Annotated in this window: 12 protein-coding genes; 4 read left to right on the top strand and 8 right to left on the bottom strand. The window is 68.4% G+C overall.

What is annotated here, in order from left to right; translation table 11 throughout:
• Positions 1–9: 9 nt before the first annotated feature.
• The 5 genes from era to ACOGXD_RS13385 form a co-directional block, all read right to left on the bottom strand.
• A complete protein-coding gene (gene era / locus ACOGXD_RS13405; protein ID WP_419915530.1) occupies positions 10–891 on the bottom strand; it encodes a GTPase Era in 882 nt (293 codons plus the stop codon).
• 14 nt (positions 892–905) lie between these two features.
• Complete coding sequence (locus ACOGXD_RS13400; protein WP_419915529.1) at positions 906–2,240, bottom strand: hemolysin family protein; 1,335 nt, start codon at positions 2,238–2,240, stop codon at positions 906–908.
• A complete protein-coding gene (gene ybeY / locus ACOGXD_RS13395; RefSeq protein WP_419915528.1) occupies positions 2,237–2,737 on the bottom strand; it encodes an rRNA maturation RNase YbeY in 501 nt (166 codons plus the stop codon). The genes ACOGXD_RS13400 and ybeY overlap by 4 nt, the downstream gene beginning before the upstream one ends.
• 4 nt (positions 2,738–2,741) lie before the next feature.
• On the bottom strand, positions 2,742–3,704 hold the full coding sequence (locus ACOGXD_RS13390) for a PhoH family protein (RefSeq protein WP_419853334.1): 963 nt from the start codon (positions 3,702–3,704) through the stop codon (positions 2,742–2,744).
• A gap of 145 nt (positions 3,705–3,849) precedes the next feature.
• On the bottom strand, positions 3,850–4,131 hold the full coding sequence (locus tag ACOGXD_RS13385) for a DUF3039 domain-containing protein (RefSeq protein ID WP_419853333.1): 282 nt from the start codon (positions 4,129–4,131) through the stop codon (positions 3,850–3,852).
• 126 nt (positions 4,132–4,257) lie between these two features.
• Between ACOGXD_RS13385 and hemH the strand changes: the two genes are divergently transcribed.
• Positions 4,258–6,561, top strand: a complete 2,304-nt coding sequence (hemH, locus tag ACOGXD_RS13380) for a ferrochelatase (protein WP_419915527.1) — start codon at positions 4,258–4,260, stop codon at positions 6,559–6,561.
• Positions 6,562–6,581: 20 nt separating this feature from the next.
• Here hemH and ACOGXD_RS13375 read toward each other — a convergent pair whose 3' ends face one another.
• On the bottom strand, positions 6,582–9,419 hold the full coding sequence (locus tag ACOGXD_RS13375) for a vitamin B12-dependent ribonucleotide reductase (RefSeq protein WP_419917408.1): 2,838 nt from the start codon (positions 9,417–9,419) through the stop codon (positions 6,582–6,584).
• A 237-nt stretch (positions 9,420–9,656) separates the two neighbouring features.
• Here ACOGXD_RS13375 and ACOGXD_RS13370 point away from each other — a divergent pair, with 237 nt between their 5' ends.
• From ACOGXD_RS13370 to nudC, 3 genes are all read left to right on the top strand, one after another.
• Positions 9,657–10,385 carry a dihydrofolate reductase family protein gene (locus ACOGXD_RS13370; RefSeq protein WP_419915526.1) on the top strand — a complete coding sequence of 243 codons (729 nt, stop codon included), beginning with the start codon at positions 9,657–9,659 and terminating at the stop codon, positions 10,383–10,385.
• 141 nt (positions 10,386–10,526) lie between these two features.
• On the top strand, positions 10,527–11,183 hold the full coding sequence (gene lexA, locus ACOGXD_RS13365) for a transcriptional repressor LexA (RefSeq protein ID WP_419915525.1): 657 nt from the start codon (positions 10,527–10,529) through the stop codon (positions 11,181–11,183).
• Between the two features lie 150 nt (positions 11,184–11,333).
• The gene (gene nudC, locus ACOGXD_RS13360; protein ID WP_419915524.1) at positions 11,334–12,155 is read left to right on the top strand and encodes an NAD(+) diphosphatase; all 822 of its coding nucleotides are present in this window, start codon (positions 11,334–11,336) and stop codon (positions 12,153–12,155) included.
• Here the strand turns inward: nudC and cysS are convergent, their stop codons facing one another.
• Together cysS and ACOGXD_RS13350 are read right to left on the bottom strand one after the other, a co-directional pair.
• Positions 12,156–13,595, bottom strand: coding sequence for a cysteine--tRNA ligase (gene cysS / locus ACOGXD_RS13355; protein WP_419915523.1), 1,440 nt, complete (start codon positions 13,593–13,595; stop codon positions 12,156–12,158). It abuts the gene before it with no gap.
• Between the two features lie 120 nt (positions 13,596–13,715).
• Positions 13,716–14,507 (bottom strand): hypothetical protein, encoded by a 792-nt coding sequence (locus tag ACOGXD_RS13350; protein WP_419915522.1) that lies wholly within the window; start codon positions 14,505–14,507, stop codon positions 13,716–13,718.

The raw sequence follows: 14,507 nt of genomic DNA, 5'->3' as shown, positions 1-14,507 counted from the left end.
CCAGGGCCCTCAGTCGAGAGGCTCGGTGGGGGCCTCGGGTGCGAGCATGCGGGCGACTGCATCGGGGGTGCGCTGCCAGTCCGGCTCCACGCGGACCCGCAGCTCCAGATAGACACCGTCGAGGCCCAGCTCGCGGCGTGCCGCCGTGCCCACCTCTCGCAGCATCCGCCCGCCCTTGCCGATCACGATGCCCTTCTGCGAAGGCCGCTCCACGGCAATGTCGCAGCGGATGCGGTCTGGCTCCCATTCGGTGACACGGACCGCGATGCTGTAAGGAAGTTCGTCACCCAGTCGCGCCAGCAACTGCTCCCGCACCGCCTCGGAGATGCGCCACGCATCGGGCAGATCCGTGATGCTCTCGGGAGGAAAGTACGCCGGTCCCTCGCTCAGGCCGGCCGCCAAGTGGTTGATCAAGGCATCAGTGCCCTCGCCGCTCACTCCCGACACGGGGAAGTACGCATCGGCGTCGAACTCCGCGGCGGCGGAAAGCTGGTCGAGCACTTGGACCCTCGACGCCCGGTCGCACTTCGTGACCGCGACCACTGTGGAGATGCCCGGCGGCAGCAACTCCCAGATCAAGCGGTCGCCACGGCCGAGCGGTGCTGTGGCGTCGAGCACCATGCAGATCACGTCCAGCGGATCCAGCTCGGTGACGGCGGTACGGGCAGTCTCGTTGAGCTGCTCCCCCAGCGGCGTGACCGGCTTGGCGATGCCGGGCGTGTCGACGAAGACGATCTGCGCGTCGGGCAGGTGCCGCACGCCCATGACACGCAGCCGAGTGGTCTGGGGCTTGGCGGAAGTGATGCTGATCTTGCTGCCCACCAGGCAGTTCAGCAATGTCGACTTGCCTGCATTCGGGCGCCCCACGAGGGTCACAAAGCCTGAGCGCACCGCCCGCTCCGGGCCTACCCGGAACCCGCCGGATCGGCACCCCGCCGGGCGCCGACGAGGTTGATACGCCGGCCTGCCACCTCGAGTGCAGACAGGCACCAGCCATCGAGTTCCGTGGTCTCGCCCGTCTCTGGCACATGGCCCATGCGGTCGAGCACCAAGCCGCCGACCGTGTCCCAGTCGCCCTCGGGCAGTCGAAGCTCCAGCACCTCGGCCAGCCGCGACGCGGGCAGCCGCCCCGAGAACATGAATGCGCCGTCGTCCGCTTCCTGGACGAGCGCCTCGTCCGCGTCGTACTCGTCGGCGATCTCGCCGACGAGCTCCTCGATGATGTCCTCCAGCGTCACGAGGCCTGCCACGCCGCCGTACTCGTCCACGGCGATCGCCAGGTGCGACTTGGACTCCTGCATCTCGCGCATCAGGTCGCTGACCCGTTTCGTCTCCGGCACGAAGGTGGCCGGCCGCAGCACCTGTGCGCACGTCACCACGCCGTCCGAGCTCGGCCGCTCCGTTGGCGTGCCGTGCAGGTAGGCGGCAACGAGATCCTTTGCCAGCACGATTCCCCGAAGGTCATCAACACTGGCGTCGGTCACCGGCAGACGTGTGAAGCCTGAGGCGATGACTTTCTCCAGCGCATCAGCGACGCTGTCGTCGAGGCTCACGGTGATCATGTCGGGGCGAGGCACCATCACCTCACGCACGATGGTGTCGCCGAGCTCCATGATCTGGCCGATCAACTCGGCCTCGCTGTCCTCGATCAGGCTGGCCTGCGCCGCAGCCGATGCCAGTGCTACCAGCTCGTCTTCGGTGACCTCGCCGCTGTCGCCCTGCGTCGCAGCGGGACCCACGGCTCTCGCGGGGAATGCCAGCAGCCGGGCCACCCAAGCGAGCGGTCCGGTGCGGCTCAGCACCCGAGCAACCGGCGCGAGCACCCGCGCCATACGGTCGTTGGCCTCGACCCCCCAGCGCCGGGGCATCGCCTCGGTCACGCCGAACAGCACGACGGCCGTCACGGCAATGGCGGCCACGATGCCCGCCGCTCCCGTTCGGCTCGCGGCAACCCAGGTGACACCGCCCACCAGCGTCACCTGGGCCAGCACGCGCAGCAGCGAGACCGGACCCAGCACCACCTCGCGGTCCTCCACGAGCTGCTCCAGCGAGGCCTTCGGCGAGGCGCTCGGGTGCCCGTTGTCGCGGTCGCCGTTGTGACGCTCTCCGTTGCCGTTGGACTCGTCGAGGCCCGATGCGCGGGCTCGGCCCAGACGCACGAACGTCGCCTCGACCAGTCGCAGGAACATGGCCGCCGCGAGCAGGATTGCCGCCGCGACAATGCCCAGCACCCAGTTCATGAATGGCTCCACAAGCTGTGCAAGTGCTCAGTCTCGCGAGCGCGCATGGCATCGGCTTCGGCGGGCTCCGCGTGATCCATGCCGAGCAAGTGCAGCACGCCGTGCACCACGAGCAAATCGATTTCCGCGGCGACGGTACCGTCGTGGCCCGGGCGAGACCCCTTGCCTGCCTCCGCGTTCACCGCAGCGATGGCTGGGCACACGACGATGTCGCCGGCCAGCTGAACGCCGGTCTCGTCGGGCGCCTGCGGGCCCGGCACCAGATCCAGCGGGAAGGCGAGCACGTCGGTCGGCCCGGCGTGACCCATGTGAGCTTCATTCAGCTCGGCCATCTCGTCGCGGCCCACGAACGTCACGGCGGTTTCGGTGCCCGGCGGCACACCCTCGGCCTCCAGCACCTGCCGCACCAGCACGCGGTAGCGCCGGGCATCGATCTGCACGTCGTTCTGACGATCAGCGATCAGCACGCCGTCATCGCCGGTGCAGCCACCAGCCACTCGTTCACTCGCTGCCGTTGCGTTTCGCGTCACGCCGGTCATACGCCGCCACGATGTCGCCCACGATGCGATGCCGGGTGATGTCCCGCCTGCCGAGGCGCGCAAACGCAAGCCCGGGAATGCCGTCCAGCGCCTGTTCCACGTCGATCAGCCCGCTCTTGCCGCCGGGCACGTCGATCTGCGTGCGGTCGCCGGTCACCACCACCTTGGAGCCGAAGCCGATGCGGGTCAGGAACATCTTCATCTGCTCGGGTGTGGTGTTCTGCGCCTCGTCGAGGATGATGAAGCTGTCGTTGAGCGTGCGGCCGCGCATGAATGCCAACGGCGCTACGTCGATCGTCTTGCGCTCGAGCAGCTTGGCAGCGGTCTCCACATCGAGCATGTCGTACAGCGAGTCATACAAAGGGGCCAGATACGGGTCGATCTTGGCCATCAGATCCCCTGGCAGGAAGCCCAGCCGTTCGCCCGCTTCCACTGCCGGACGGGTGAGCACGATGCGCCGCACGGCCTTCGACATCAGCGCATCGACGGCAAGCGCCACCGCAAGCCACGTCTTGCCGGTGCCGGCCGGCCCGACAGCAAACGTCACAATGTTGGAGCGGATCATCTCCACGTAGCGCTTCTGGCCGGCGCTCTTGGCCCGCACCACCCTGCCGTTGGGCGCGCGCACGATCGGGGCGGACAGCACGTCGCTCGGGCTCTCGTCGGCCTCGACCATGTCAATGACGCGGTCGAGCATCTCGGGCTCGATGCGCTGGCCGGCCTCGAGCACGTGCACCATCTCCTCGAAGACCTGCCCGACGAGCGCTGCGCTGGGCCCGGCCACGGTGATCTCGTTGCCGCGCACGTGGATGTCGGCATCTGCAAAGTGGTCTGCCACCAACCGCAAGTGCTCGTCGCGCTGTCCCAGCACCCCGACCATGAGGTGATTGCCCGGCACGTGTATCCGGACCTGTGTGTCGGTCACTGGGCTCCGGCGCAGTAAGTCGTCAGCACAGCGCTCATGAGTCGACGGCGCGCAGACGGCAACCAGACTTGCCGACGGTTGGTTCGGTCACGATGGTCGCAAGGCTAGTCGCGTCCCGCGATCTGCCATTGTCCAATTTCTTGCGTCACGAACGCAGGCCGGCGTAGATCTCCTTGCAGGCGGGGCACACCGGGTAGCGCTCGCCGTCTCGCGTCGGCACCCACTTCTTGCCGCACAGCGCCACGACCGCTTCGCCGCTGACGGCCGAGCGGGTCAGCGCCGTCTTGTTCACGTAGTGAGAGAAGCGGTCGTGATCGCCCTCGGTCGTGCGGGTGTCGGGACGCTCGATGACATCGGGACTGCCCGCGGCAGAACCGCTGGCGACTGGACTGCTGCTGGCGCCGTGGCTGAGGGTCTGGGCGGTCATCTCGCTGGTCCCCTCCGAATCTGAATCGGCTCCTGCCGGTGCAACGGTACGGCAGTAATGTGCCCGTTCGCGCCGCTGGTGAGTCGACAGCGGCGGCGCTGACTGCACAGCACCGGGCGTACGACCTTGAGCACAACCGCCGACGAGGGCGTCACCGCCCGGAGCCTCCAGCTGGACTCGGCTGCGGGATGGGCGGTCGCGCTGTCGGCCTCGCTCGCCACCTTCGCAGTCTTCGGTGTGGCCTACAGCTTCGGAGTCGTCCTCGACTCCATCCGCGACGAGTTCGGCATCGGCACCGGCCTGGCCTCGCTGCTCTTCGCGATCCCGACGTTCCTCTATTTCGTGCTCGGTGTGTTCACCGGTCGCCTCGGCGATCGCTACGGACCCAGACGTGTGCTCTTCGCCGGTGCCGTCGCCCTCGGAGCCGGTCTCTGGGCGACCAGCCTGGCCCAGAGCCTGTGGGTGGCGATGACCTCCTACGTGCTGGGCGTGGGGATCAGCGTGGCGTGCGCGTACGTCCCGATGGTCTCGGTGGTCGGCGGCTGGTTCGAGCGTCACCGCACAGCGGCGCTGGGTGTCGCCGTGGCCGGAATCGGACTGGGTCAGTTCGCCGGCGCCTGGGGGGCCGAACGGCTCATCGACGTCTACGGCTGGCGGGACACCTACCAAGTGCTGGCTGTCGCATCGACGGGATTGCTCATGCTGGCAGCGATCGCCGCCCGGCGGCCGCCTCATGTGGCGCCCCCGAGCGAGATGCCGTCGCTGCTCAGGCTCATGCACAACCGGCGCTACACGCTGCTCTATTTCTCGATGATGCTCCTGAGTGCCAGCCTGTTCGTGCCGATCATCTACATCAAGGACTACCTCGACGACCTCGGCAAGCCGGGCGGTCAGTGGCTGATCAGCATCATCGGCCTCGCATCACTGCTCGGACGGTTGGTGCTGGGAGCACTCGGGACTGTGCTGCCGCTCATGCGGCTGTACCAGCTCGCCTTCACGATCATGGGGCTGAGCTACCTGATCTGGCTCTTTGCCGGCGACAACTACACGGTGCTCGTGATCTACGCGCTGGTGATGGGCTGCAGCTACGGCGGGTTCATCGCACTGTCGCCAGCGGTTGCGGCAGAGCTCTTCGGGCTCGCCGGCCTCGGCGGCGTTTTGGGCGCGCTGTACACCGCTGCAGGCATCGGCGGGCTCGCCGGGCCACCGCTGGCCGGCTTGCTGATCGACGGCGCCGGCTACCGCGTGACCATCGTGGCGGCGATGATCGTTGCGCTCACATCGGTGCCGTTGCTGGTCGCTTCCGGTCGCGCCCGCATTGTTCCCCTCGCCACGGTCGGCGCCAGTGACGCCGCTGGGCTCGGGCAGCGCAGGCCGGTCACCGTGCAGTCGTTCCGGGCAGCGCCGGCGGAAGCCGCCATCGGGTCCTCGTCGGTCGATTCCGTGCTGCTGCTGTCGTTCGGGGGGCCTGAGGGTCCTGACGACGTGATGCCGTTCCTGCAGAACGTCACCCGGGGACGCGACGTGCCCGCCGAGCGACTCGCTCAGGTCTCCCAGCAGTATCTGCGTCATGGCGGCGTGAGCCCGATCAACGAGCAGAACCGCGCGTTGCGGGCGGCTCTGTCGGGCGAGCTGGCTCGCCGCAGCAGGCCATTGGCGTGCTATTGGGGCAATCGCAACTGGCACCCGTACCTGCGTGACACCGTCGGCCAGATGGCCGGCGAAGGCCGCCGCCACGCGGCGGTGATCGTGACCTCCGCATTCAGCTCGTATTCGGGCTGCCGCCAGTACCACGAAGACCTTGCACGAGCTGCCGACGAGCTGCCCGGAGCACCACGCCTGTCGCGGGTGCGCGTCTATGGCAATCACCCCGGATTCGCAGGCGCCATGGCCGAACGCATCCGTGAGGCACTCGACGGCGCTCGCCTGCGCAGCGATGTGCACACCCTGTTCACCGCGCACAGCATTCCGAGCCGGATGGCTGCATCGTGCAACTACGAGGCGCAGCTCCGCGATGCCGCCGAGACAGTCGCCGGCATGGCGGGCCTGACCGGTGACATCGAGGTGGTGTACCAGTCGCGCAGCGGCCCGCCGCACGTCCCGTGGCTGGAACCCGACGTCAGCGACCGTCTCGCCCAGCTCGGTTCGGCAGGCTGCCGTACCGCCCTCGTCGTGCCGCTCGGTTTCGTCTCCGACCACATGGAAGTGCTCGTCGATCTCGACACCACAGCACGCGCCACGGCCGCTCGCGCCGGCATCACCATGGTGCGAGCCCGGTCGGTCGGTACGCATCAGCTGTTCGTGGAGGCACTGGCGGATCTCGTGGAGGAGACGGCAGGCCTGCGCGCCGACCGGCCCGCGGTCGGACATCTCGGGCCACACCCGGACAGCTGCGCTCCGGGGTGCTGCCCGATCGAGCGAGGCGCCTGACGGCCTCGCGGCTCAGCCTCTCAGCCGCAGCCGCTGGTCGCGCCACAGGAGCGGCAGGCAAAGCACGAGCCGGCGCGCACCATCCGGTCGCCGCAGGTCATGCACAGCGGTGCATCGGCATACCAGCGGGCCTCAGTGCGGTGCGACGGCGGGTCGGGCGCCGGTTCGACACCGATCGCGCTCTCGACCGTTGCGCTCTCGAGCCCAGGCAGCGGCGGATCGGTGCGCTCGTCGACGCTGAGCACGCCCAAGTCGGTGCGCTCGTCGAACGACAGGTACTCGAGCGCCAGGCGGCGGAAGATGTAGTCGACGATGCTCGTGGCGATCCGCAGCTCAGGGTCGTCGGTGAGCCCCGCAGGCTCGAACCGCATATTGGTGAAGGCCTCCACGTAGGAACGCAGCGGCACCCCGTACTGCAAGCCGTGGCTGACCGAGATGGCGAATGCATCCATGATCCCGGCCAGCGTGGACCCCTGCTTCGCCACCGTGAGGAAGATCTCGCCGGGCCGGCCGTCGTCGTACTCGCCGACGGTCATGAAGCCGTGGCAGTCGGTGACCCGGAAGGAGAACGTGCGCGACTGGCGGCTGCGCGGCAGCCGGTTGCGCGGCGGCACCACGGCACTCCCCAGCGCGGCGGCAGCGGATGCCGCAGCCCCCTCGGCCGACGCGGCAGTGGCCGGTGCACCGGCCGACGAGGTGGCCGGGCCGACCGACAGGGGCTGGCTCACCTTGCAGTTGTCGCGATAGATCGCCACCGCCTTGAGCCCGAGCCGCCACGACTCGACGATCAGGTCCTCGATGTCGCCGACGGATGCCGATTCGGGCAGGTTGACGGTCTTGGAGATCGCACCCGAGACGAACGGCTGGCAGGCAGCCATCATCGCAACGTGGCCCTGCGGCGAGATGGCATCGCTGCCGATCGAGCAGGCGAACACCGCCCGGTGAGCGCTGGCCAGGTGCGGCGCGCCGGCGATGTGGCCCGTAGCGAGGATGTGCGCCTCGATGTCGGCGATCTCCGAGAGCGAGTAGCCGAGCCGGTTGAGCGCGACGGGCACCGTCGAGTTCACGATGCGCAGATCGCCGCCGCCCACCAGCTTCTTGTGCTTCACTAAGCCCAGATCGGGCTCGATCCCGGTGGTGTCGCAGTCCATCATGAACGAGATCGTCCCGGTGGGAGCGATCACCGTGGCCTGAGAGTTGCGAACGCCATGAGACTCGCAGCCCGAGGTGGCACGGCGCCAGCGAGCGCGCGCCGCGGCACGCAGCTCCTCGGTGAGCGCTGCCATGCCTGTGCCGGCGTCCGCCGGGTCGGCACACGGCTCGATGCGGTCCAGCGAGTCGCGGTGGCGGCCCAGCACGCCGCACATCGCCTCCGCGTTCGCGTCGAAGCCGTCGAAGGCGCCGAGCCGCTCAGCCAGGTCGGCGGACGTGGCGTACGCCTCGCCGCACATGAGCGCGGTGAGCGATGCCGCTAGCGCCCTGGCCTGCTGAGAGTCGTAGGGAACGCCCGCTGCCATCAGCAGCGCCCCGAGATTCGTGAAGCCCAGCCCGAGCTGGCGGAAGCTCCGGGAGGTCTCGCCGATCAGTTCCGTCGGGTAGTCGGCGTGGCTTACCAGCACGTCCTGGGCGATGAACGTGATGCGCACCGCCTGACGGAAGCCCTCGATGTCGAACTCGCTGCCGGCGGCGTGGTCCCCGAAGAAGGGCAGCAGGTTGACGCTCGCCAGGTTGCAGGCCGAGTTGTCGAGGTGGACGTACTCGCTGCATGGGTTGCTGGCGCTGATCTGGCCGTGGGCGGGCGCGGTGTGCCAGCTGTTGATCGTGGTGGAGAACTGCACGCCAGGGTCGGCGCATTCCCAGGCGGCTTGGGCAATCTGGGCAAGGAGGTCGCGCGCACGCATGACAGCGGTGACCTCGCCGGTCGTGCGGGCCCGCAACTCCCAAGTGCCGTCGGCAGCGACCGCCTCCATGAACTCGTCGGGCAGCCTCACCGAGTTGTTCGCATTCTGATACTGCACCGAGAATGAGTCGGCGCCGTCGACATCCATGTCGAACCCGGCGGTGGCCAGCGCCCGTGCCTTGCGCTCCTCGCGTGCCTTGCACCACACAAAGGCCTCGACATCGGGGTGATCGGCGTCGAGCAGCACCATCTTGGCGGCCCGCCGGGTCTTGCCGCCGCTGCGGATCGTGCCCGCCGACGCGTCGGCGCCACGCATGAAGCTGACCGGGCCGCTCGCCGTGCCGCCACCCGACAGCAGCTCGCACGATGCCCGCAGCGCCGACAGGTTCACCCCGGCACCCGAGCCGCCCTTGAAGATCCGGCCCTCGGTGACGTACCAGTCCAGGATCGATTCCATCTCGTCGTCGACGGCGAGTATGAAGCAGGCCGACGCCTGCTGGGGCACGCCCTTCACGCCGATGTTGAACCAGACCGGGCTGTTGAAGGCCACCCGCTGGTGGACCAGCAGCCACGCCAGCTCTGCCTCGAAGGTCGCCGCCTCAGCCGGCGACGCGAAATAACCGTCGCTGACCGCCCACCGGGTGATGGTGCCGGCAACGCGGTCGATTACCTGGCGCAGCGACTGCTCCCGCTCCGGCGTGCCGAGTGTGCCCCGGAAGTACTTCTGGGCAACGATGTTGACTGCCGTGGGGCTCCAATCGGCGGGGAACTCGACATCGGGTTGCGAGAACGCAACTGATCCGTCGACCGCGTTCGTGATGGACGCATCGAAGCGCTCCCACCGCACGGTGTCATAGGGGTGATCGCCGTCAGCGGTGAAGTGCCGCTGCAGGCGCAAGGGCGCGCCGGCAGGCCGGTGCTCGGGGCCGTCGTCCCGCACCCGCTGCGCCTCGGTCATCGCCACGTACCGCTGACCTCCTGCACCAGTGTCGCAAACCGATGTCGACCCGCTGGGACGCGCCTGCCGACCCGTGCAGTCGCCTGCGACAGGCGCACGCTACGACCGCTCGCTTGTGGATCGGAAGTGGGCAACGCACAGCCCTTCATGGGGACTTTCCTGTGCATAACTGCCGACTGCTGTGGATAACCGCCCACAACAGCGCCCGCCGAGGGCAACGGGTGGCAGACTCGCCGCGTGCACCGGCTGTACCCGCTGCCGCCCGAGCCCGTCGATGCTCTGCACGCCGCCGGCCCCCAACGCGCACCGCACGCCGACCGTCCCTGGGTGATGCTCAACATGGTCGCGAGCATCGACGGCGCCGCGGCGATCGACGGCCTGTCGGGGGGACTCTCGAGCGAGCCCGACAAGGCGATGTTCGGGGCGCTGCGCGCGCAGGCCGACACGATCCTTGTGGGTGCGCGCACGGCAAACGCCGAGCGGTACCGCCCGGCGCGGCAATCTGGAGCCCGCATTGCCGTGGTCAGCGGTTCGCTCAGCGTCGACCCAGACTTGCCGCTGTTCAGCCAGCTGCCAGACCCGCCTACAGCACCGTTGCCGCTGGTGATGACCACCGTCGACTCGAACGGCGACGCTGCAGAACGGTTGGCGGACCGAGCGGAGCTTGTACGCGCTGGCACCGGTTCGGTGGATCTGGTTGCCGCCTTGCGGCACCTGAGTTCGCTGGGGGCGCGCGTCGTGCTCTGCGAGGGAGGGCCAGCGCTCAACGCCAGCCTGCTGGCAGCCGATCTCGTGGATGAGGTGAACTTGACCCACGCGCCGCTGGCCGTGGGGACCGATGCCCCACGCATCGCCTCCGCGCCCAGCGGCGGTTCACCGGCGGCACCACCCCGCGCCTTCGCGCTGGAGCACGTGATCGCGCACGATGACGTGCTCTTCGTGCGCTGGGTGCGCTCTGAGCGCTGAGGCTTCGAACAAATGCGCGCTATCCGGAACATTTGTTGTTAGTGTACTGGCCGGAACGAGAGTTCCTTCCCGACGACGAGGTCATCAGAGCACGCCGGGCAACAGATGCCGGGCTGCAGGGACCGATCTGAAAGGTTCACCATGCCAACAACCAGCGCCGCAGGTCAGCGGGTCGCACATCTCAACGAGCGCCAGCGCGCCATGCTCGAGTTCATCGACGTGATGCAGCGCGAGCGCGGCTATCCCCCGTCCGTGCGCGAGATCGGCGACGAGGTCAATCTCAACTCGCCCGCGACTGTGCACCGCCACCTGCGAACGCTTGAGGCCGACGGATGGATCCGGCGCGACCCGTCGCGGCCCAGAGCGCTCATCATCAACTGCGACTGGCAGACAGGGGTGAAGGGCGAGCGGCGACCGGCCCGTCACGTGGCGCTCATCGGAGAGGTCGCGGCAGGCACCGACGTGCTCGCTCAGCAGAACGTCGAGGAACTGCTGCCGCTGCCTGCCGACTTCACCGGCAGCGGTGAGCTCTTCATGCTCCGGGTGCGGGGCGACTCGATGATCGATGTCGGCATTTGGGATCGCGACTACGTAGTGGCGCGCCACCAACCCGAGGCGGAGCCTGGCGACATCGTCGTCGCTGGCATCGATGGCGGTGAAGGCACCGTCAAGCGCTACCGGCGCGATGGCGACAACGTCGTCCTAGAACCGGCAAATCAAAACCACAGTCCGATCGTCCGCCCCGCCGACGAAGTCACCATCTACGGCAAGGTCGTGACGGTCATCCGGCGCCTTTAGGCGCCGGTGCATCAAACACAGCGCCGCCTATAGCGGCGGACAATTCGACACAGCGGCGGCTGTAGCCGCCGGAGCATCAAACACGGCGCCGCCTGTAGCGGCGGACCATCAGACACAGCGCCTATAGGCGCTGTGTGGTCAACTTGACCGGTGTTCACGGTTCTGACGCAGCCGCCTGACGACCTCGACGACACGTCGCGCGTCTGGATTCCTATCCGCTCAGGCACGGTGTTCACCGAGCCGGGCAGCGGCCTGTGCGCGAGCTCCACGGCGCCCGTCGGCAACGGCTCGCCCCCTGCCTCATTCCTCGGCGTGCTCGATGGCCGCGGCGTCTGGGCTGTCGACATGGACCCCGCCGACGCACCGCCGCTCGACGAGGGCGACCTCGAACCCGTGCCGCTGCGCAAGCTCTACGGCCGCATTCCCGACGAGCATTGGCAGATCGCCGGCCGCGCCGCACAGATCGTGGAGTTCGAGCGAACCCATCGCTATTGCGGGCGCTGCGGCAGCCCGACCACCACCAACCCATCCGATCGGGCACGGGTCTGCGGCGAGTGCGGGCACATGGCGTTTCCGAGGCTCAGCCCCGCCATGATCGTTCTCGTCGAACGCGGCCCCGAGGTGCTGCTCGCATGGGGCCGGCAGTTCCCCGGCCGCTTCTACAGCGCGCTCGCCGGCTTTGTCGAACCCGGTGAGAGCCTTGAGGACGCCGTGGCCCGGGAGGTCTACGAGGAAGTCCAGGTCACGGTCGGCAACGTCCGCTATTTCGGAAGCCAGCCGTGGCCCTTCCCGCACTCGCTGATGTGCGGCTTCACCTGCGAGTGGGAAGCCGGCGAGATCGAGATCGACCCCGAAGAGATCGTCGAAGCCGGTTGGTACACCGCCGACAGCCTGCCCCCGTGTCCGCGTGGCGGGATGTCGATCGCCGGCTGGCTCATCGACGACTGGCTGAAGCGAACCGGCGCCGGCTGATCAGGCGCGGTGCCAGGTGGCGCCGTCGGGGCCGTCGGCGACCACGATGCCTGCGGCCGACAGATCGTCTCGAATGCGGTCGGCGGTGTCGAAGTCGCGAGATGCTCGCGCCGATGCCCGTTGTGCCAGCAATGCGTCCACCTCGGCATCGGCGAGCTCGCCGTCACGGTGATCTTCGCATTCGTCGTCACCGCAGCTGAGCCCCAGGACGCCGAGCAGGTGCAGCGCCGTACGAGCAGATCTGGAAGCTTCGACAGGCACTGCTTCGTCCAGCGAAGCGTTCGCACGACGCACCATTCGAAAGATCACATCGAGGGCTGTGGGTGTGGAGAAATCGTCGTCCATAGCCGCTGCGAACGCCGCTACGGATTCGACATCCACGTCGGGAACGGCGCCGCGTTCGATGTCAGGCCGCCGCACTGCTGCGTCGATGCCGTCCGCGATGCCCGCAGCGGCGATCCGCCGGGCAAACGCATCGAGCCGGCCGACAGCGCTGCGCGCTGCTTCAAGCGAGTCGGACCCCATCTCCATCGTCCGCCGGTAGTGGGTCTGCAGCACCAGCAAGCGCACAGCGCGGGGGCCGACTGCGTCGATCGCGTCGGCGAGCTGGGTGTAGTTGCCCAGCGACTTGGCCATCTTCTGGCTGCCGACGTTCACCATGGCGCTGTGCACCCAGTAGCGGGCAAACGCTTCGCCCATGGCGATCACCTGGGCGCACTCGTTCTGGTGGTGGGGAAAGACCAGGTCGTCGCCCCCGCCGTGGATGTCGAAGCCGGGCCCGAGCGCGCTGAGCGACATCGCGACGCACTCGGTGTGCCAGCCGGGCCGGCCTTCCCCCCACGGCGTGTCCCAGCGCGGCTCCCCCGGCTGCGCTGCCTTCCACAGCGCGAAGTCCAGCGGCGAGCGTTTGTCGGGATCGACATCGACGCGCGCGCCAGCGTCGGCGCTGAGCTGCTCGATGGTCCGGCCCGCCAACTTGCCGTACCCGGGGGCAGCGTCGACAGCGAAGTACACCCCCTTGCCCGGCACGTCGTACGCGGCACCGAGCGAACGCAGCTCAGCGATCACGTCGATCATCTGCGAGATGAAGTGGGTGGCATGGGGCCGCGAATGGGGCCGCAGCACGCCGAGCCGGCCCATCTGCTCGTCGTATGCGGCAGTGAACTCGGCGGCGACATCGGCCTCGGAGCGCTGCTCGCGCTGGGCGCGCTCCACGATCTTGTCGTCGATGTCGGTGACATTCGACGCCACCGTCACCTCATATCCAGACCACTCCAAGTACCGCCGGATGACGTCGTAGCTCAGCGCGGTGCGGCCGTGGCCGAGGTGAGGTACGTCATAGACCGTCGGTCCGCAGACATACATCGAGATCTCGCCCGGCGTTCGCGGGACGAAGGCGGTCTTGCGCCGCGTCATCGTGTCGAAGATCTGCAAGCTCACTGATGGCGGAGTCCCGATCAGGCTGAAGGGTACCGATGCGCCGCAGAGGCGAAGCCGGGGCCCGAGCGGCCCGTGAGCAAGGCGAACAAGAGCGGGAAAAGCGGCGGACCCCGGGATTTATCAGCCGGCGGCGGTAGTCACGCTCCAGACCGCGAGGTTGTGGAACGCGTGCAGTACCAAGCCCGCCCACCAGCCATACCGCACCCGCGCGATGGTGAACATGAGGCCCAGCCAGATCTGCGGGCTCACCACCAGCGGTGCCACGACAACCGTGGCAAAGGTCCAGTTCACGTCGTAGTTGGCGAGATGCACGACGCCGAACGCGGCGAGCGAGCACCACACCGGCCAGCGCGGATGAGCCTCCCACCAGCGAGCAACGCTGTCACACCAAGTCGGAGGCTCCGGCCCGGTCTCGATCGCGGCGTCGGGCCGCGCTACGCCGGCGACGAGCGACTGGATCCACAGCGCTCCAGAGAGCAGCACGATGAGGGCGAAGACGGCCGCAACGACGGTGACGGGACCGTCGCCGCCCGCAAAGTTCAGCAACCCGAAGGCCCCGGTGGCTGCGAGCACGCCCAGGCGCAGGCGGGCGGCCAGAGGGAGCCGGAACACGAGCTCCTCGATCACGGGCGCGATCAGCGCGACGAGCAGCAGTTGCTCCACGAGGGGCCGTTCGAGCAACTCGGTCTCGAGGGTGTTCACATAGCCGGTTCGCGCCGCGAGCAGCGATACCGCTAGCAACGCGAGCGAGCCGCCGAGCCCGATGACGAACAGCAGGGCGAGGCCCCCGGGCCAGTGCCTTCGATTCGCAGCGGCGCGCCAATCGGGAGTCGCGCCGAAGCGTGGGCTGATCGTGCTCCACACGCCCCCTGGCGCGCCGGCGTCAGCGGGTGGAGTGGCCTCGCTGCTCAA

The sequence above is a fragment of the Candidatus Poriferisodalis sp. genome (assembly GCF_965204125.1).
GTDB lineage: Bacteria > Actinomycetota > Acidimicrobiia > Acidimicrobiales > Poriferisodalaceae > Poriferisodalis.
Note: the sequence above shows the minus strand (reverse complement) of the source record. Positions and strands in the feature narration are given on the sequence as shown.

What these genes read in the sequence shown, in the direction of transcription:
- ACOGXD_RS13400 (WP_419915529.1), bottom strand. Translation starts at nt 2,240, where the DNA reads ATGAACTGGGTGCTGGGCATTGTCGCGGCGGCAATCCTGCTCGCGGCG.
- ACOGXD_RS13385 (WP_419853333.1), bottom strand. Translation starts at nt 4,131, where the DNA reads ATGACCGCCCAGACCCTCAGCCACGGCGCCAGCAGCAGTCCAGTCGCC.
- ACOGXD_RS13375 (WP_419917408.1), bottom strand. Translation starts at nt 9,419, where the DNA reads ATGACCGAGGCGCAGCGGGTGCGGGACGACGGCCCCGAGCACCGGCCT.
- lexA (WP_419915525.1), top strand. Translation starts at nt 10,527, where the DNA reads ATGCCAACAACCAGCGCCGCAGGTCAGCGGGTCGCACATCTCAACGAG.